Origin of the sequence: Kosakonia sp. R1.Fl (genome assembly GCF_023516815.1) — a bacterium.
In the GTDB taxonomy this organism is placed as follows: Bacteria; Pseudomonadota; Gammaproteobacteria; order Enterobacterales; family Enterobacteriaceae; genus Kosakonia.
In genome coordinates, this window is the sequence record NZ_JAMGSQ010000001.1 from 2,184,397 (window position 1) to 2,203,065 (window position 18,669).

The 18,669-nt window shown below is 53.4% G+C and carries 16 protein-coding genes; all 16 read left to right on the forward strand.

The window, feature by feature from the left end:
• The first annotated feature begins 5 nt into the window (after window positions 1-5).
• The 16 genes from tsf (at window position 6) to accA (ending at window position 18,644) form a co-directional block, all read left to right on the forward strand.
• A complete protein-coding gene (gene tsf, locus M8Q36_RS10115; RefSeq protein ID WP_017457996.1) occupies window positions 6-857 on the forward strand; it encodes a translation elongation factor Ts in 852 nt (283 codons plus the stop codon).
• Window positions 858-1,004: 147 nt separating this feature from the next.
• Window positions 1,005-1,730, forward strand: a complete 726-nt coding sequence (gene pyrH, locus M8Q36_RS10120; protein WP_017457997.1) for a UMP kinase — start codon at window positions 1,005-1,007, stop codon at window positions 1,728-1,730.
• Between the two features lie 149 nt (window positions 1,731-1,879).
• A complete protein-coding gene (frr, locus tag M8Q36_RS10125) occupies window positions 1,880-2,437 on the forward strand; it encodes a ribosome recycling factor (RefSeq protein ID WP_017457998.1) in 558 nt (185 codons plus the stop codon).
• 97 nt (window positions 2,438-2,534) lie between these two features.
• Entirely contained in the window at window positions 2,535-3,734 is a 1,200-nt protein-coding gene (gene ispC, locus M8Q36_RS10130) for a 1-deoxy-D-xylulose-5-phosphate reductoisomerase (protein ID WP_249880784.1), read from the forward strand.
• Window positions 3,735-3,917: 183 nt separating this feature from the next.
• A complete protein-coding gene (gene ispU, locus M8Q36_RS10135; protein ID WP_249880785.1) occupies window positions 3,918-4,676 on the forward strand; it encodes a (2E,6E)-farnesyl-diphosphate-specific ditrans,polycis-undecaprenyl-diphosphate synthase in 759 nt (252 codons plus the stop codon).
• A gap of 12 nt (window positions 4,677-4,688) precedes the next feature.
• Complete coding sequence (gene cdsA, locus M8Q36_RS10140) at window positions 4,689-5,546, forward strand: phosphatidate cytidylyltransferase (protein WP_249880786.1); 858 nt, start codon at window positions 4,689-4,691, stop codon at window positions 5,544-5,546.
• An 11-nt stretch (window positions 5,547-5,557) separates the two neighbouring features.
• Window positions 5,558-6,907, forward strand: coding sequence for a sigma E protease regulator RseP (gene rseP / locus M8Q36_RS10145; protein ID WP_249880787.1), 1,350 nt, complete (start codon window positions 5,558-5,560; stop codon window positions 6,905-6,907).
• A gap of 31 nt (window positions 6,908-6,938) precedes the next feature.
• The gene (gene bamA, locus M8Q36_RS10150) at window positions 6,939-9,356 is read left to right on the forward strand and encodes an outer membrane protein assembly factor BamA (RefSeq protein ID WP_249880788.1); all 2,418 of its coding nucleotides are present in this window, start codon (window positions 6,939-6,941) and stop codon (window positions 9,354-9,356) included.
• A 117-nt stretch (window positions 9,357-9,473) separates the two neighbouring features.
• The gene (gene skp / locus M8Q36_RS10155) at window positions 9,474-9,968 is read left to right on the forward strand and encodes a molecular chaperone Skp (RefSeq protein WP_020456611.1); all 495 of its coding nucleotides are present in this window, start codon (window positions 9,474-9,476) and stop codon (window positions 9,966-9,968) included.
• 3 nt (window positions 9,969-9,971) lie between these two features.
• On the forward strand, window positions 9,972-11,000 hold the full coding sequence (lpxD, locus tag M8Q36_RS10160; protein ID WP_020456612.1) for a UDP-3-O-(3-hydroxymyristoyl)glucosamine N-acyltransferase: 1,029 nt from the start codon (window positions 9,972-9,974) through the stop codon (window positions 10,998-11,000).
• A 161-nt stretch (window positions 11,001-11,161) separates the two neighbouring features.
• Window positions 11,162-11,617 (forward strand): 3-hydroxyacyl-ACP dehydratase FabZ, encoded by a 456-nt coding sequence (fabZ, locus tag M8Q36_RS10165; RefSeq protein WP_017458006.1) that lies wholly within the window; start codon window positions 11,162-11,164, stop codon window positions 11,615-11,617.
• A 3-nt stretch (window positions 11,618-11,620) separates the two neighbouring features.
• Window positions 11,621-12,409 carry an acyl-ACP--UDP-N-acetylglucosamine O-acyltransferase gene (gene lpxA, locus M8Q36_RS10170; RefSeq protein WP_065369271.1) on the forward strand — a complete coding sequence of 263 codons (789 nt, stop codon included), beginning with the start codon at window positions 11,621-11,623 and terminating at the stop codon, window positions 12,407-12,409.
• Window positions 12,409-13,557: a lipid-A-disaccharide synthase gene (gene lpxB, locus M8Q36_RS10175; protein WP_249880789.1), complete on the forward strand. Its 1,149-nt coding sequence runs from the start codon at window positions 12,409-12,411 to the stop codon at window positions 13,555-13,557. The genes lpxA and lpxB overlap by 1 nt, the downstream gene beginning before the upstream one ends.
• Complete coding sequence (gene rnhB / locus M8Q36_RS10180) at window positions 13,554-14,150, forward strand: ribonuclease HII (RefSeq protein WP_249880790.1); 597 nt, start codon at window positions 13,554-13,556, stop codon at window positions 14,148-14,150. Before lpxB ends, rnhB begins: the two co-directional genes overlap by 4 nt.
• A 39-nt stretch (window positions 14,151-14,189) precedes the next feature.
• A complete protein-coding gene (gene dnaE, locus M8Q36_RS10185; protein WP_249880791.1) occupies window positions 14,190-17,672 on the forward strand; it encodes a DNA polymerase III subunit alpha in 3,483 nt (1,160 codons plus the stop codon).
• Window positions 17,673-17,684: 12 nt separating this feature from the next.
• Window positions 17,685-18,644, forward strand: coding sequence for an acetyl-CoA carboxylase carboxyl transferase subunit alpha (accA, locus tag M8Q36_RS10190; protein ID WP_249880792.1), 960 nt, complete (start codon window positions 17,685-17,687; stop codon window positions 18,642-18,644).
• The last annotated feature ends 25 nt before the right edge of the window (window positions 18,645-18,669 follow it).

Below are 18,669 nucleotides of genomic sequence, written 5' to 3' on the forward strand. Positions count from 1 at the left end.
AAAGAATGGCTGAAATTACCGCATCCCTGGTAAAAGAGCTGCGTGAACGTACTGGCGCAGGCATGATGGATTGCAAAAAAGCGCTGACTGAAGCGAACGGCGACATCGAGCTGGCGATCGAGAACATGCGTAAGTCTGGTGCGATCAAAGCGGCGAAAAAAGCAGGCAACGTTGCTGCTGACGGCGTGATCATCACCAAAATCGACGGCACCTACGGCATCATTCTGGAAGTTAACTGCCAGACTGACTTCGTGGCAAAAGACGGTGGTTTCCAGGCATTTGCTAACAAAGTTCTGGACGCAGCGGTTGCTGGCAAAATCACTGACGTTGAAGTTCTGAAAGCGCAGTTCGAAGAAGAGCGCGTTGCACTGGTTGCTAAAATCGGTGAGAACATCAACATCCGTCGCGTTTCTGCGCTGGAAGGCGAAGTGCTGGGTTCTTACCAGCATGGCGCACGTATCGGTGTTCTGGTTGCGGCTAAAGGCGCTGATGACGAGCTGGTTAAACAGCTGGCAATGCACATCGCTGCAAGCAAGCCGGAATTCGTTAAACCGGAAGACGTATCTGCTGAAGTCGTAGAAAAAGAGTACCAGGTTCAGCTGGACATCGCCATGCAGTCTGGCAAACCGAAAGAAATCGCAGAGAAAATGGTTGAAGGCCGCATGAAGAAATTCACCGGCGAAGTTTCTCTGACTGGCCAGCCTTTCGTTATGGATCCGAGCAAATCTGTTGCTCAGCTGCTGAAAGAGCACAACGCTGACGTAACTGGCTTCATCCGCTTCGAAGTGGGCGAAGGCATCGAGAAAGTTGAGACTGACTTCGCAGCAGAAGTTGCTGCCATGTCCAAGCAGTCTTAATCAATAAAAGGAGCCGCCTGAGGGCGGCTTCTTTTTATGCCCTTCATCTGAAAATCAGCCAGCACACTAGTGTTTGCGCTGGCAGGCGACGTATCATAAGCGCCGGTATTAACCCCGTCCAATTGTTGACAGTCTCAGGAAAGAAACATGGCTACCAATGCAAAACCCGTCTACAAACGCATTCTGCTTAAGCTGAGCGGCGAAGCGCTCCAGGGATCCGAAGGCTTCGGTATTGACGCAAGCATTCTTGACCGTATGGCGCAGGAAATTAAAGAGCTGGTCGAACTTGGGGTTCAGGTTGGCGTGGTGATTGGTGGCGGCAACCTGTTCCGTGGGGCGGGTCTGGCGAAAGCGGGGATGAACCGCGTAGTGGGCGACCACATGGGTATGCTGGCGACCGTGATGAACGGCCTGGCAATGCGTGATGCGCTGCATCGTGCCTATGTGAACGCACGTCTGATGTCCGCGTTCCCGTTAAATGGCGTTTGCGACAACTACAGCTGGGCAGAGGCGATTAGCCTGCTGCGTAACAACCGCGTGGTCATTTTCAGCGCCGGTACAGGTAACCCGTTCTTTACTACCGATTCTGCAGCATGCCTGCGCGGTATTGAGATTGAAGCGGATGTGGTGCTGAAGGCGACCAAAGTAGACGGCGTATTTACTGCCGATCCGGTGCTCGATCCGACCGCCACGCTGTGCGAACAGCTGAGCTACAGCGAAGTGCTGGATAAAGAACTGAAAGTGATGGATCTGGCGGCCTTTACGCTGGCTCGCGACCATAAACTGCCGATTCGCGTGTTCAACATGAACAAACCTGGCGCGCTGCGTCGCGTTGTCATGGGCGAAAAAGAAGGCACATTGATTACGGAATAATTCCCGTAAGCAATAAATAAAGGTAAGATTCCGCTTTAATTTATTGAGCAGTTCTTTCTGGCATCTTCAGGGTGCCAAAAATTGAACAGGCTATACTTAGCACACCCGCCGTATGGCCTGCCTGCGACAAGATTTCAAGGATCCGTAACGTGATTAGCGATATCAGAAAAGATGCTGAAGTACGCATGGATAAATGCGTCGAAGCGTTCAAAACTCAAATCAGCAAAGTGCGCACTGGCCGCGCTTCTCCGAGCCTGCTGGATGGCATCGTTGTGGAATACTACGGTACGCCGACTCCGCTGCGCCAACTGGCTAGCGTTACCGTCGAAGACTCCCGTACGCTGAAAATCAACGTGTTTGACCGCTCAATGAGTCCGGCTGTTGAAAAAGCGATTTTGACCTCTGATCTCGGTTTAAACCCGAGCTCTGCGGGTAGCGATATTCGCGTTCCGCTACCGGCACTGACGGAAGAACGTCGTAAAGATCTGATCAAAGTCGTACGCGGCGAAGCTGAACAAGCGCGCGTTGCAGTACGTAACGTTCGTCGTGATGCGAACGATAAAGTGAAAGCACTGCTGAAAGACAAAGAAATCAGTGAAGACGACGATCGTCGTTCTCAGGATGACGTACAGAAGCTGACCGATGCTGCAATCAAAAAAGTGGATGCGGCGCTGGCGGACAAAGAAGCGGAACTGATGCAGTTCTGATTCGAAACAAACCGACTAAAACGCCGTACAGAGAGCCGCGAGAGTGGCTTTGCTGGCGGCGTTTTGCTTTTTATCCTTGCAACGTTGCGAGCGTTTCATGAAGCATTTAACTCTTCTGGGCTCAACGGGTTCTATTGGTTGCAGCACGCTGGCCGTGGTTCGCCACAATCCCGATCGTTTCTCCGTTACTGCGCTGGTTGCCGGTAAAAATGTTACCCGCATGGTTGAGCAGTGCCTTGAGTTTTCTCCCAAATTCGCGGTGATGGACGATGACGAAAGCGCGCAACAGTTAAAGCGCTCTTTGCGGGAACATGGTAGCCGAACAGAAGTGCTAAGCGGCCAGCAGGCAGCCTGTGAAATGGCGGCGCTGAGCGGCGTCGATCAGGTGATGGCGGCCATTGTGGGCGCTGCGGGCCTGGTGCCAACGCTTGCTGCTATTCGTGCCGGGAAAACGGTGCTACTGGCGAATAAAGAGGCTCTGGTGACGTGCGGTCGCTTGTTTATGGAGGCGGTGAAGGAGAGCGGGGCGCAGCTTTTGCCGGTGGACAGCGAGCATAACGCTATTTTTCAGAGTTTACCGGAAACAATTCAACATAACCTGGGGTACGCTGATCTGGAGCAGAATGGCGTTTCGTCTATTCTGCTTACCGGGTCTGGTGGCCCGTTCCGGGAGACACCGCTTTCCGATCTGGCCGCAATGACGCCGGATCAGGCGTGCCGGCACCCGAACTGGTCAATGGGGCGCAAGATCTCCGTTGACTCCGCCACTATGATGAATAAAGGTCTGGAATACATTGAAGCGCGCTGGTTGTTTAATGCCTCTGCCCGCCAGATGGAAGTGTTGATTCACCCGCAATCGGTGATCCACTCCATGGTGCGTTACCAGGATGGCAGTGTATTGGCACAACTGGGTGAGCCGGATATGCGTACGCCCATCGCTCATACGATGGCCTGGCCGGAACGAGTGCCGTCAGGTGTTAATGCCCTCGATTTTTGCAAACTAAGTTCGTTAAGTTTCGTGCAGCCCGATTTTGACCGCTATCCTTGCCTGAAGCTGGCCATTGATGCGTCTGATGAAGGGCAGGCGGCAACAACCGCGCTCAACGCGGCGAATGAGGTCACTGTTTCGGCATTCCTGGCATCTGCTATCCGTTTCACAGATATTGCCGCCCTGAATCTTTCTGTGCTTGAACAGATGGATTTGCGCGAACCGCAGAGCATTGATGACGTGCTGGCTGTGGATGCACAGGCACGCGATGTTGCGCAAAAACAAGTGATGCGTCTCGCAAGCCAGTGATATTACAGCGATGAGTGACGGTGCTATTTGTTAGCGTTGGGCTTCGGTGATATAGTCTGCGCCACAAAATTGCCAGTTGGTATTATGGCGTTTGGTGTAAGCCGTGGTTTACACGGCTTTTTTGCGTAAAGGCTTTTGTATTCCTGAGTACCGCTAAATCCTTTTCAGGGACTAAAACGCGTTATGTTGTCTGCTAACCAACCGATAAGCGAAAGTTTGCCAACGCATGGCTGCCGCCATGTAGCGATAATTATGGATGGCAATGGTCGCTGGGCGAAAAGACAAGGGAAACTCCGGGCTTTTGGTCATCGGGCCGGAGCGAAGTCTGTACGCCGTGCGGTCTCTTTTGCCGCCAATAATGGTATTGATGCGCTGACGCTTTATGCTTTTAGTAGCGAGAACTGGAATCGCCCGGCGCAGGAAGTGAGTGCGCTGATGGAGTTGTTTGTGTGGGCTCTGGATAGCGAAGTAAAAAGCCTGCACCGTCATAATGTGCGTTTACGCATTATTGGCGATACCAGTCGTTTTAATACGCGTTTGCAGGAGAGAATCCGCAAAGCGGAAGCGTTAACCGCCCAGAACACCGGGCTGACGCTGAATATCGCAGCGAACTATGGTGGGCGCTGGGATATCGTACAGGGAGTCCGGCAGCTTGCCGAGCAGGTGCAGGAAGGGCTGTTGCGCCCGGATCAAATTGATGAAGAAGCGCTCAATAAGCAAGTCTGCATGCATGAACTGGCTCCCGTGGATTTAGTGATTAGGACTGGTGGGGAACATCGCATAAGTAATTTTTTACTTTGGCAAATTGCCTATGCCGAACTTTACTTTACAGATGTTCTTTGGCCCGATTTTGATGAACAAGACTTTGAAGGTGCGCTGCATGCCTTTGCCAATCGAGAGCGTCGTTTCGGCGGTACCGAGCCAGGTGGCGACAAAGCCTGATGGGGGTTGCTTTTGCTGAAGTATCGCCTGATTTCTGCTTTTGTATTGATACCCATTGTTATTGCAGCGCTTTTTTTGCTGCCGCCGGTGGGATTTGCGATCGTTACGCTCGCTGTTTGCATGCTCGCTGCGTGGGAGTGGGGGCAACTGAGCGGCTTTACGTCCCGGACTCAGCGGGTTTGGTTGGCCGTATTATGCGGGTTTTTACTCGCCCTTATGCTATTTACGTTGCCGGAATATCACCATAATACCCATCATCCGCTGGTGACGTTCTCGCTCTGGGCTTCTCTGGCCTGGTGGCTGGTGGCGTTGGTGCTGGTGCTAAGTTACCCGGCATCCGCCGCGGCGTGGCGCCATTCTAAAATTTTGCGCCTGATTTTCGGTATCTTGACGATTATCCCTTTTTTCTGGGGCATGCTGGCGCTGCGCGTATGGCATTACGATGTAAATCACTATAGCGGCGCGCTGTGGTTGTTGTACGTGATGATCCTCGTCTGGGGAGCAGATTCAGGCGCTTATATGTTCGGCAAACTGTTTGGCAAACATAAGCTTGCACCGAAAGTCTCGCCGGGGAAAACCTGGCAAGGTTTCCTGGGGGGCCTGCTGACTGCGGGTATTATCTCCTGGGGTTATGGCGCATGGGCGAACCTGGATGTGACTTCATCTACGCTCTTTATTTGCTCGGTGGTCGCGGCGTTAGCCTCTGTATTGGGCGATCTCACGGAAAGTATGTTCAAGCGTGAAGCCGGAATTAAAGATAGTGGGCATCTAATTCCGGGCCATGGCGGTATACTGGATCGCATTGACAGCCTGACAGCGGCAGTTCCTGTATTTGCCTGCCTGTTATTGCTGGTTTTCAGGACGATTTGACGGAAGGTTTTATGCTGAGCATTCTCTGGAATCTGGCGGCGTTCATTGTTGCGCTTGGTGTATTGATCACCGTGCATGAATTTGGCCATTTCTGGGTTGCTCGCCGCTGTGGCGTGCGGGTTGAGCGTTTTTCCATCGGTTTTGGTAAAGCGCTCTGGCGTCGCACCGACAAACACGGTACCGAATTTGTCATCGCTCTGATCCCCTTAGGCGGTTATGTCAAAATGCTGGATGAGCGCGTTGAGGCGGTTACGCCGGAAATGCGCCACTACGCTTTCAATAATAAAACGGTTGGCCAGCGCGCCGCCGTTATTGCTGCCGGTCCCATCGCTAACTTTATCTTTGCCATCTTCGCTTACTGGCTGGTGTTTATCATCGGTGTCCCTGGCGTTCGTCCGGTTGTTGGTGAAATAACGCCCAACTCTATCGCTGCAAACGCGCAAATTGCACCTGGCACGGAACTTAAAGCGATTGATGGCATCGAAACGCCTGATTGGGATGCTGTGCGCTTACAGTTGGTGTCTAAAATCGGCGATAGCCAGACGACCGTCAGCGTAGCGCCATTCGGCAGTAACAATCGTCAGGATAAGGTGCTGGATTTACGTCACTGGGCCTTTGCGCCTGATAAAGACGATCCGGTTATGTCGCTGGGGATTCGTCCCCGTGCGGCGCAGCTTGAACCGGTGCTTGCGGAGGTGCAACCCGGTTCCGCTGCCAGCAAAGCGGGTTTGCAAGCTGGCGACAGGATCGTTAAAGTCGATGGTCAGCAGTTAATGCAGTGGATGACGTTCGTTACGCTGGTACGGGATAACCCAGGTACGTCGTTAGCGCTGGAAGTAGAAAGACAAGGGGCTCCCTTGTCTTTGACGTTGATACCGGATACAAAGCCCGGTAGTAAGGCAGAAGGGTTTGCGGGCGTTGTGCCCAAAGTCATTCCTCTGCCAGATGAATACAAGACAGTACGCCAGTACGGGCCATTTAGCGCCATCGTTGAAGCCACGGATAAAACCTGGCAGTTGATGAAGCTAACGGTCAGTATGTTGGGGAAATTGATCACCGGTGATGTAAAACTGAACAACCTCAGTGGGCCGATTTCTATCGCTCAGGGGGCTGGGATGTCAGCGGAGTTCGGGTTGATTTACTACCTGATGTTCCTCGCTTTAATCAGCGTGAACTTAGGCATCATTAACCTGTTCCCTCTGCCTGTTCTTGATGGCGGGCATCTGCTGTTTTTGGCGATTGAGAAGCTGAAGGGCGGACCGGTATCCGAGCGAGTTCAAGACTTTAGTTATCGCATTGGCTCTATCTTGCTGGTGCTGTTAATGGGGCTTGCACTTTTCAATGATTTCTCTCGCTTGTAAGAGAGTTTGTTAGGAAGAACGCATAATAACGATGGCGATGAAAAAGTTGCTCATAGCGTCGCTGCTGTTTAGCAGCGCCACCGTATACGGTGCTGATGGATTCGTAGTGAAGGATATTCATTTCGAAGGCCTACAGCGTGTCGCCGTTGGTGCGGCCCTCCTCAGTATGCCAGTTCGTCCTGGCGATACGGTGAATGATGAAGATATCAGTAACACCATTCGCGCGTTGTTTGCCACCGGCAACTTCGAGGATGTTCGTGTCCTGCGTGATGGTGATACGCTCCTCGTTCAGGTGAAAGAACGCCCGACAATCGCCAGCATCACCTTCTCCGGCAACAAGTCGGTAAAAGATGACATGCTGAAACAGAACCTTGAAGCTTCTGGCGTCCGTGTGGGTGAATCACTGGATCGCACCACCCTCTCCGATATCGAAAAAGGGCTGGAAGACTTCTACTACAGCGTGGGTAAGTACAGCGCCAGCGTCAAAGCTGTCGTCACCCCATTGCCGCGTAACCGCGTTGACCTGAAGCTGGTCTTCCAGGAAGGCGTTTCCGCGCAAATCCAACAGATCAATATTGTCGGCAACCATGCCTTCACGACGGAACAGCTGATCTCCACATTCCAGCTGCGTGATGAAGTGCCGTGGTGGAACGTTGTCGGCGATCGTAAATACCAGAAACAGAAACTGGCGGGCGACCTGGAAACGCTGCGTAGCTACTATCTGGATCGCGGTTACGCACGTTTCAACATTGATTCGACGCAGGTTAGCCTGACGCCGGACAAAAAAGGCATTTACATTACGGTTAACGTGACCGAGGGAGATCAGTACAAACTCTCTGGTGTGCAGGTTAGCGGTAATCTCGCAGGACACTCTGCGGAAATTGAAAGCCTGACCAAAATCGAGCCGGGCGAGCTGTATAACGGCGCTAAAGTAACCAAAATGGAAGATGACATTAAAAAGCTTCTTGGTCGCTATGGTTATGCCTACCCGCGCGTTCAATCGCAGCCTGAAATCAACGACACGGACAAAACGGTTAAACTGCATATCAACGTTGATGCTGGCAACCGCTTCTACGTGCGTAAGATCCGCTTTGAAGGTAACGACACTTCTAAAGATTCCGTACTGCGTCGCGAAATGCGCCAGATGGAAGGGGCGTGGCTGGGCAGCGATCTGGTTGATCAGGGTAAAGAGCGTCTGAACCGTTTGGGCTATTTTGAAACTGTTGATACGGAAACCCAGCGTATCCCGGGTAGCCCGGACCAGGTTGATGTCGTCTATAAGGTGAAAGAGCGTAACACCGGTAGCTTCAACTTCGGCGTTGGCTACGGTACCGAAAGCGGCGTCAGCTTCCAGGTTGGCGTTCAGCAGGATAACTGGTTAGGTACCGGTTATTCCGTTGGTATCAGCGGAACTAAAAACGACTACCAGACTTACTCTGAGTTCTCTGTCACCAACCCGTACTTTACGGTTGATGGCGTGAGCCTCGGCGGTCGTATCTTCTATAACGACTTTAAAGCTGACGATGCGGATCTGTCGTCGTATACCAACAAGAGCTACGGCCTTGATGGTACGCTCGGTTTCCCGATCAACGAATACAACACGCTGCGAGCTGGCTTAGGCTATGTTCATAACAGCCTGTCGAAGATGGAACCGCAGGTGGCAATGTGGCGTTATCTGGATTCCGTGGGGCAGAATGCCAGCACGCAGAACGACAGCAACGGTTATTCGGCGGATGATTTCACCTTTAACTACGGCTGGACTTACAACAACCTTGACCGTGGTTATTTCCCGACGAAAGGTTCGCGCGTCAACCTGAACGGTAAAGTGACGGTTCCGGGCTCAGATAATGAGTTCTACAAAGTTACTGTCGACACCGCTTCCTACTTCCCGATTGACGACGATCACAAATGGGTGGTCTTAGGTCGTACACGTTGGGGATACGGTGATGGTTTAGGTGGCAAAGAGATGCCGTTCTATGAGAACTTCTACGCAGGTGGCTCCAGCACCGTGCGTGGCTTCCAGTCCAACAACATTGGTCCGAAAGCGGTTTACTACGGCGGAAACAACCAGAGCAACTGTAAGAACACTGTTGCAGGCTCACTCTGTAAGTCTGATGATGCGGTGGGCGGTAACGCAATGGGCGTTGTTAGTGCTGAGCTGATTACACCGACGCCGTTTATCAGTGATAAATACGCCAACTCTGTGCGGACCTCATTCTTCTGGGATGCGGGTAGCGTGTGGGATACAAACTGGCAAAATACCGCGCAGATGAAAGCGCTGGGTATACCGGATTATAGCGATCCGAGCAATATCCGCATGTCTGCCGGTATCGCATTACAATGGATGTCCCCATTGGGGCCGTTGGTTTTCTCCTACGCCCAGCCGTTTAAAAAGTACGATGGAGACAAAGCGGAACAGTTCCAGTTTAACATCGGTAAAACCTGGTAACGCCGTACTGCAATGGAATGCACCAGCAGTGTAGTGATGGCTGAGGCTTTCAATGGAAAGCCCGGCCACGCAAAGAACTGTACCTCCGGGTACAAACGGGATGGTAAGGAGTTAATTGTGAAAAAGTTGTTATTAGCTGCAGGTTTCGGTTTGGCAATGGCTGCGTCAGCTCAGGCCGCTGACAAAATTGCGATTGTTGATATGGGTAGCCTGCTGCAGCAGGTTGCGCAGACTTCCGGCGTTTCTCAGACCATGAAAAACGAATTCGGCGGTCGCGCGAGCGAACTGCAAAGCATGGAATCCGACCTGCAAGCAAAAGCACAGCGTTTGCAGCGCGATGGTTCCACGATGAAGGCAAGCGATCGCAGCAAGCTGGAAAAAGACATCACTTCTGGTCGCCAGGCATTCGCTCAAAAAGCGCAGGCTTTCGAGCAGGATCAGGCTCGTCGCTCTAATGAAGAACGCGGCAAGCTGGTGACTCGTATCCAGACCGCAGTGAAAAAAGTGGCTTCTGATCAGGGTGTTGATCTGGTTATTCCTTCCAACGCCGTTATTTACAACAGCAACGATGTAAAAGACATCACCGCTGATGTACTGAAACAGGTTAAATAAGTAATGCCTTCAATTCGACTGGCTGATTTAGCTCAGCAGTTGGATGCAGAACTACACGGTGATGGCGATATCGTCATCACCGGCGTTGCGTCCATGCAATCTGCCGTAGCGGGCCACATCACTTTCATGGTCAATCCTAAGTACCGTGAACACCTGACCGCATGTCAGGCCTCTGCCGTTGTAATGACGCAGGACGATCTTCCCTTTGCCAACAGCGCTGCGCTGGTCGTAAAAAATCCGTACCTGACCTACGCACGTATGGCGCAAATTCTTGATACCACGCCGCAGCCTGCGCAGAACATCGCGCCAGGAGCAGTGATTGATCCTACGGCTCAGCTGGGTAGCAACGTAGCAATTGGCGCGAACGCCGTGATCGAATCTGGCGTTAGCCTGGGCGATAACGTGGTCATCGGCCCGGGTTGCTTCGTTGGGAAAAATACGAAAATTGGCGCGGGTTCGCGTCTGTGGGCCAATGTATCCATTTACCATGAGATTGAGATCGGTGAAAATTGCCTGATCCAATCCGGCACGGTGATAGGTTCCGATGGCTTTGGCTATGCCAACGATCGTGGCAACTGGGTTAAAATCCCACAGCTTGGTCGCGTCATTATCGGCAACAACGTTGAGATCGGTGCATGTACGACCATCGATCGTGGTGCGCTGGATGATACCTGCATTGGGAACGGCGTCATCATTGATAACCAGTGTCAGATTGCACATAACGTTGTGATTGGCGACAATACTGCGGTTGCCGGTGGCGTCATCATGGCGGGTAGTTTAAAAATTGGTCGCTATTGCATGATTGGCGGCGCCAGCGTAATCAACGGGCACATGGAAATTTGCGACAAGGTTACCGTAACGGGGATGGGGATGGTCATGCGTCCTATCACTGAGCCGGGTATTTACTCCTCAGGTATCCCGCTGCAACCGAACAAAGTGTGGCGAAAAACCGCAGCCCTGGTGATGAATATTGATGATATGAGCAAGCGCCTGAAAGCTATCGAGCGCAAGGTTAATCAACAAGACGAATAATTCATCCGCATAACGCTTGTACACAGAAGAATTCGCGGGACAGAAAAGCCTCTGCACCTCGAAGAATAAAGTGTATATACTTCCCGGCCTGTTGGCATTCTTATGATTGCCGCGGGCCGTGTTATTATTGCCTTTTAGTATATTTGGACAGGAAGAGTATTTTGACTACTGACACTCATACTCTGCACATTGAAGAGATCCTGGAGCTTCTGCCGCACCGCTACCCGTTCTTACTGGTTGATCGCGTGCTGGATTTTGAAGAAGGTCGTTTTCTGCGCGCAGTCAAAAATGTTTCGGTAAACGAGCCGTTTTTCCAGGGGCACTTCCCTGGCAAACCGATTTTCCCGGGCGTGCTGATCCTTGAAGCCATGGCGCAGGCAACCGGCATTCTGGCGTTTAAAAGCGTTGGTAAACTGGAGCCGGGTGAGCTGTATTACTTCGCCGGTATCGACGAAGCGCGCTTTAAGCGTCCTGTTGTGCCAGGCGATCAGATGATCATGGAAGTCACTTTCGAAAAAACCCGCCGTGGCCTGACCCGTTTTAAAGGGGTTGCGCTGGTAGACGGTAAAATTGTTTGTGAAGCTACTATGATGTGTGCACGTAGCCGGGAGGCCTGATACGTGATTGATAAAACCGCCTTTATTCATCCTACTGCCATTGTTGAAGACGGTGCCGTTATTGGTGCTAACGCTCACATTGGCCCATTTTGTATTGTGGGACCTCACGTTGAAATTGGTGAGGGTACCGTACTGAAATCTCATGTCGTGGTGAATGGTCATACGACTATTGGTCGTGACAACGAGATTTATCAGTTCGCCTCCATCGGCGAGGTGAACCAGGATTTGAAATATGCTGGTGAACCGACTCGTGTGGAAATTGGCGATCGCAACCGCATCCGCGAAAGCGTCACCATCCACCGTGGCACAGTACAGGGTGGTGGATTGACGAAGGTGGGCAGCGATAACCTGCTGATGATCAACGCGCACGTTGCGCACGATTGCACCGTTGGAAATCGCTGTATCCTCGCAAATAACGCAACGCTGGCGGGGCATGTTTCCGTCGACGACTTTGCAATCATCGGCGGCATGACCGCAGTGCATCAGTTCTGCATTATCGGTGCACACGTGATGGTTGGCGGCTGTTCTGGCGTTGCCCAGGACGTACCGCCTTACGTGATCGCTCAGGGCAACCATGCCACACCGTTTGGTGTGAACATTGAAGGTCTGAAACGTCGCGGCTTTAGCAGAGAAGCGTTAGTGGCTATTCGTAATGCGTACAAATTGCTGTACCGCAGCGGTAAAACGCTGGAAGAGGCGAAACCGGAAATTGCTGAGCTTGCTGCGAAGCACCCGGAAGTTGACGCATTTATGCAGTTCTTTGAGCGCTCAACTCGTGGTTTGATCCGTTAATGATCGACGCGCGTCCTCTTACGATAGCCCTCGTCGCCGGAGAAACCTCCGGCGATATTCTTGGTGCCGGTCTTATTCGCGCGCTGCGAGCTCGCCTGCCGAATGCTCGTTTTGTCGGCGTCGCAGGGCCGCGTATGCAGGCCGAAGGCTGCGAAGCCTGGTATGAAATGGAAGAGCTGGCGGTAATGGGCATCGTTGAGGTGCTGGGGCGTTTGCGCCGTCTGCTGCATATCCGCGCCGATTTAACCCGTCGTTTTAGCGAACTGAAACCGGATGTCTTTGTCGGCATCGACGCGCCGGATTTCAATATTACCCTCGAAGGCAATCTGAAAAAGCAGGGTATTAAAACCATCCACTATGTCAGTCCGTCCGTCTGGGCGTGGCGACAAAAACGCGTTTTCAAAATCGGCAGAGCCACCAACCTGGTGCTCGCGTTTCTGCCTTTCGAAAAAGCGTTTTACGATAAATTTAACGTACCGTGTCGTTTTATCGGCCATACCATGGCGGATGCCATGCCGCTGGATCCCGATAAGAACGCGGCGCGGGCGCACCTGGGGATTGCCGATAACGTGCATTGTCTGGCTTTACTGCCGGGCAGCCGCGGGGCGGAAGTCGAAATGCTGAGTGCGGGCTTCCTGCGTACCGCCCAGTTGCTGCGTGAGCGCTACCCCGATCTTGAAGTGATTGTGCCGTTGGTCAATGCGAAACGGCGTGAACAGTTTGAGCGCATTAAAGCGGAAGTCGCACCCGAGCTGCCAGTGCATATGCTTGATGGCCAGGCGCGGGAAGCGATGATCGCCGCAGACGCCGCGCTGCTGGCCTCGGGAACCGCTGCGTTGGAGTGCATGCTGGCGAAATGCCCGATGGTAGTTGGCTATCGTATGAAGCCATTCACTTTCTGGCTGGCAAAACGTCTGGTAAAAACGCCCTATGTGTCGCTGCCAAACCTGCTTGCCGGGCGTGAGCTGGTTAAAGAGTTGCTCCAGGATGAATGCAATCCCCGGGCGCTTGCTGCCGCGCTGGAACCCTTACTGGCCAACGGCAAAACCAGCCACGAGATGCACGACATTTTCCGCGAATTGCATTTGCAGATTCGCTGCAATGCCGATGAACAGGCGGCTGACGCCGTACTGGAGTTAGCACAATGATAGAGTTTGTTTATCCGCATACGCATTTGGTCGCGGGTGTGGATGAAGTCGGTCGCGGCCCGCTGGTGGGCGCGGTAGTAACAGCAGCGGTGATCCTCGATCCCAAGCGTCCTATTGTCGGTCTGAACGATTCTAAAAAATTATCCGAAAAACGCCGTTTGTCGCTCTGCGATGAGATCAAAGAGAAGGCGCTGGCCTGGAGCCTTGGCCGCGCGGAGCCGCATGAAATCGACGCGTTGAACATTTTGCATGCCACCATGCTGGCGATGCAGCGCGCTGTTGCCGGGCTGGCGATCGCGCCCGAGTTCGTGCTGATCGACGGTAACCGTTGTCCGGTTTTGCCGATGCCTTCGCTGGCGGTGGTAAAAGGCGATAGCCGTGTCGCAGAAATCAGCGCCGCGTCGATTCTCGCCAAAGTGACCCGCGATGCGGAGATGGCCGAACTCGATATCATTTTTCCGCAATATGGCTTTGCGCAGCATAAAGGCTATCCTACGGCTTTCCATCTGGAGAGACTGGCGGAGCACGGCGCAACCGAGCATCACCGACGCAGCTTTGCGCCGGTCAAACGCGCGTTGGGTCTTGCGTCCTGATTCTTGTGAACGTGAAATAAACCAGGCTGGGATCTAAAAATGGCTGAACCACGTTTCGTACACCTGCGGGTGCATAGCGACTATTCCATGATTGACGGGCTGGCGAAAACCGGACCGCTGGTGAAAAAGGCGGCCGCGCTCGGCATGCCTGCGCTGGCGATCACCGATTTTACCAACCTGTGTGGTCTGGTGAAGTTTTACGGAACGGCGCACGGTGCCGGGATGAAGCCTATCGTCGGTGCTGATTTTCATGTGCAAAGCGATCTGCTTGGTGACGAACTGACGCAGCTTACCGTTCTCGCTATCAACAACACCGGTTATCAAAACCTGACGCTGCTTATTTCGCGCGCCTACCAGCGTGGTTATGGCGCGCTCGGCCCATGGATTGACCGCGACTGGCTGCTGGAGCTCAATGAAGGGCTGATTCTGCTTTCCGGCGGGCGCATGGGCGACGTGGGTAAAAGCGTGCTGCGCGGCAATAGCGCACTGGTTGAACAGTGTCTTGAGTTCTATAAAACCCATTTTCACGATCGCTACTACCTGGAGCTGATCCGTACCGGGCGAGCGGACGAAGAGTCTTACCTGCATGCCGCTGTCGCACTGGCAGAAGAGCATGACTTGCCGGTTGTTGCGACCAACGATGTGCGGTTTATTGATGCCGGCGACTTCGACGCCCATGAGATCCGCGTCGCGATCCACGACGGTTTTACCCTCGACGATCCCAAACGCCCGCGTAACTATTCGCCGCAGCAATACATGCGCAGCGAAGAGGAGATGTGCGAGCTCTTCTCGGATATCCCGGAAGCGCTGGAGAACACGGTCGAAATCGCCAAACGCTGTAATGTCACCGTGCGTCTGGGCGAATACTTCCTGCCGAAGTTCCCGACGGGGGATATGACTACCGAGGATTTCCTCGTGGCGAAATCCAAAGAGGGGCTGGAAGAACGACTGGCATTCCTCTTCCCGGATGAGAACGTGCGTGCTGAAAAGCGCCCGCCTTACGATGAACGTCTCGATATTGAACTCCAGGTTATCAACCAGATGGGGTTCCCGGGCTACTTCCTCATCGTGATGGAGTTTATCCAGTGGTCGAAAGACAACGGTGTGCCGGTAGGGCCGGGACGTGGTTCTGGTGCGGGTTCGCTGGTGGCGTATGCGCTGAAAATTACCGACCTCGATCCGCTGGAATTTGACCTGCTGTTCGAACGTTTCCTTAACCCGGAACGTGTGTCAATGCCTGACTTCGACGTCGATTTCTGCATGGAAAAACGCGACCAGGTTATCGAGCACGTGGCGGATATGTACGGGCGCGATGCGGTATCGCAGATCATCACCTTTGGTACCATGGCGGCGAAAGCGGTTATCCGTGACGTTGGTCGTGTGCTGGGTCACCCGTATGGCTTTGTCGACCGAATTTCAAAACTGGTGCCACCCGATCCGGGTATGACGCTGGCCAAAGCGTTTGAAGCCGAACCGCAACTGCCGGAAATTTACGAGGCCGACGAAGAGGTCAAAGCGCTGATCGATATGGCGCGCAAGCTGGAAGGGGTGACGCGAAACGCCGGGAAACACGCCGGTGGTGTGGTTATCGCGCCAACCAAAATCACCGACTTTGCACCGTTATATTGTGATGAAGCCGGTCAGCACCCGGTTACCCAGTTCGATAAAAACGACGTGGAATATGCGGGTCTGGTGAAGTTCGACTTCCTTGGGCTGCGTACGCTGACCATCATTAACTGGGCGCTGGAGATGATTAACGCCCGGCGCGAGAAGAACGGCGAGCCGCCGCTGGACATCGCCGCTATTCCGCTGGATGACAAGAAAAGTTTCGACATGCTGCAACGCTCGGAAACCACGGCGGTTTTCCAGCTTGAATCCCGCGGCATGAAAGACCTGATCAAACGCCTGCAGCCTGACTGCTTCGAAGATATGATCGCACTGGTGGCGCTGTTCCGTCCGGGGCCGCTGCAATCGGGCATGGTGGATAACTTTATCGACCGTAAACACGGGCGGGAAGAGATCTCTTACCCTGATGTTCAATGGCAGCATGAGAGCCTGAAGCCGGTGCTGGAGCCAACCTATGGCATCATCTTGTATCAGGAACAGGTGATGCAGATTGCGCAGGTGCTTTCGGGTTACACGCTTGGCGGCGCGGATATGCTGCGCCGTGCGATGGGTAAGAAAAAGCCGGAAGAGATGGCCAAGCAGCGCTCGATTTTTGAAGATGGCGCGAAGAAAAACGGTATCGACGGCGAACTGGCGATGAAAATCTTCGACCTGGTGGAAAAATTCGCAGGTTACGGATTTAACAAATCGCACTCTGCCGCCTATGCTTTGGTGTCGTACCAGACGCTGTGGCTGAAGGCGCACTATCCGGCCGAGTTTATGGCGGCGGTAATGACTGCCGATATGGACAACACCGAGAAAGTGGTTGGCCTGGTCGATGAGTGCTGGCGCATGGGGCTGAAAATTCTGCCGCCGGATATCAACTCAGGTCTGTACCATTTCCACGTCAATGACGATGGCGAAATTGTTTACGGCATTGGCGCGATCAAAGGCGTGGGTGAAGGCCCGATCGAGGCGATCATTGAAGCGCGTAACAACGGCGGCTATTTCCGTGAACTGTTCGATCTTTGCGCTCGTACCGACATCAAAAAACTCAATCGTCGGGTACTGGAAAAGCTAATTATGTCCGGGGCGTTTGATCGCCTTGGCCCGCATCGCGCTGCGCTAATGAACGCGCTGGGCGATGCGCTGAAAGCCGCCGATCAGCACTCGAAAGCCGAGGCGATTGGGCAAGCGGATATGTTTGGTGTGCTGGCAGAAGAGCCGGAGCAGATTGAGCAGTCCTACGCCAGCTGCCAGCCGTGGCCGGAACAGGTTGTGCTGGATGGTGAGCGTGAAACGTTAGGGTTGTACCTGACAGGTCACCCGATTAACCAGTATTTAAAAGAAATTGAGCGCTATGTCGGAGGCTACCGGCTGAAAGACATGCATCCGACCGAACGTGGGAAAGTGACCACGGCGGCGGGGCTCGTCATTGCCGCGCGGGTTATGGTCACCAAGCGCGGCAATCGTATCGGCATCTGTACCCTGGATGACCGTTCCGGGCGTCTTGAAGTGATGTTGTTCACTGACGCCCTGGATAAATACCAGCAACTGCTGGAAAAAGACCGCATACTTATCGTCAGCGGACAGGTCAGCTTTGATGACTTCAGTGGGGGGCTTAAAATGACCGCCCGCGAAGTGATGGACATTGACGAAGCCCGGGAAAAATATGCCCGTGGGCTTGCTATCTCGCTGACGGACAGGCAAATTGATGACCAGCTTTTAAACCGACTCCGTCAGTCTCTGGAACCCCACCGTTCGGGAACCATTCCAGTACATCTCTACTATCAGAGGACGGATGCGCGCGCGCGATTACGCTTCGGCGCAACGTGGCGTGTCTCTCCGAGCGATCGTTTACTCAACGATCTGCGTGGCCTCATAGGTTCGGAGCAGGTGGAACTGGAGTTTGACTAATACAGGAATACTATGAGTCTGAATTTCCTTGATTTCGAACAGCCGATTGCTGAGCTGGAAGCGAAAATCGATTCTCTGACCGCCGTTGGCCGTCAGGATGAAAAACTGGATATTAACATCGACGAAGAAGTGCATCGTCTGCGTGAGAAAAGCGTTGAGCTGACACGTAAAATTTTCGCCGATCTTGGCGCATGGCAGGTCGCGCAGTTGGCTCGCCATCCGCTGCGTCCATACACCCTGGATTATGTCCGCCTGGCTTTCGACGAGTTCGACGAACTGGCTGGCGATCGTGCTTACGCTGACGATAAAGCCATTGTTGGCGGTATCGCGCGTCTGGATGGGCGTCCGGTGATGATCATCGGCCACCAGAAAGGCCGCGAAACCAAAGAGAAAATCCGCCGTAATTTCGGTATGCCGGCACCGGAAGGGTATCGCAAAGCGCTGCGCCTGATGGAAATGGCAGAACGCTTCAACATGCCGATCATTACCTTTATCGACACGCCGGGTGCTTATCCGGGCGTGGGCGCGGAAGAGCGTGGTCAGTCTGAAGCGATCGCGCGTAACCTGCGTGAAATGTCCCGCCTGAGCGTGCCGGTTATCTGCACCGTGATTGGCGAAGGCGGCTCCGGCGGCGCACTGGCAATTGGCGTGGGCGATAAAGTGAATATGCTGCAATACAGCACCTATTCTGTTATCTCTCCGGAAGGCTGCGCATCAATTCTGTGGAAAAGCGCCGACAAAGCGCCGCTGGCTGCCGAAGCGATGGGGATTATCGCTCCGCGTCTGAAAGAGCTGAAATTGATCGACTCGATCATCCCGGAACCGCTGGGCGGCGCTCACCGTAACCAGGAAGCGATGGCGGCGTCGCTGAAAGCGCAACTGCTGGCCGATCTGGCCGATCTGGATGTGCTGAGCAAAGACGATCTGCGTAACCGCCGTTACCAGCGTCTGATGAGCTACGGGTACGCCTGATCCTCATCCCACTCTGAAAAGCCGC

Coding starts and splice junctions, on each gene's coding strand:
- ispC (WP_249880784.1), top strand. CDS start 2,535: ATGAAGCATTTAACTCTTCTGGGCTCAACGGGTTCTATTGGTTGCAGC.
- rseP (WP_249880787.1), top strand. CDS start 5,558: ATGCTGAGCATTCTCTGGAATCTGGCGGCGTTCATTGTTGCGCTTGGT.
- accA (WP_249880792.1), top strand. CDS start 17,685: ATGAGTCTGAATTTCCTTGATTTCGAACAGCCGATTGCTGAGCTGGAA.
- rnhB (WP_249880790.1), top strand. CDS start 13,554: ATGATAGAGTTTGTTTATCCGCATACGCATTTGGTCGCGGGTGTGGAT.
- lpxB (WP_249880789.1), top strand. CDS start 12,409: ATGATCGACGCGCGTCCTCTTACGATAGCCCTCGTCGCCGGAGAAACC.
- dnaE (WP_249880791.1), top strand. CDS start 14,190: ATGGCTGAACCACGTTTCGTACACCTGCGGGTGCATAGCGACTATTCC.
- tsf (WP_017457996.1), top strand. CDS start 6: ATGGCTGAAATTACCGCATCCCTGGTAAAAGAGCTGCGTGAACGTACT.
- ispU (WP_249880785.1), top strand. CDS start 3,918: ATGTTGTCTGCTAACCAACCGATAAGCGAAAGTTTGCCAACGCATGGC.
- lpxD (WP_020456612.1), top strand. CDS start 9,972: ATGCCTTCAATTCGACTGGCTGATTTAGCTCAGCAGTTGGATGCAGAA.
- bamA (WP_249880788.1), top strand. CDS start 6,939: ATGGCGATGAAAAAGTTGCTCATAGCGTCGCTGCTGTTTAGCAGCGCC.
- pyrH (WP_017457997.1), top strand. CDS start 1,005: ATGGCTACCAATGCAAAACCCGTCTACAAACGCATTCTGCTTAAGCTG.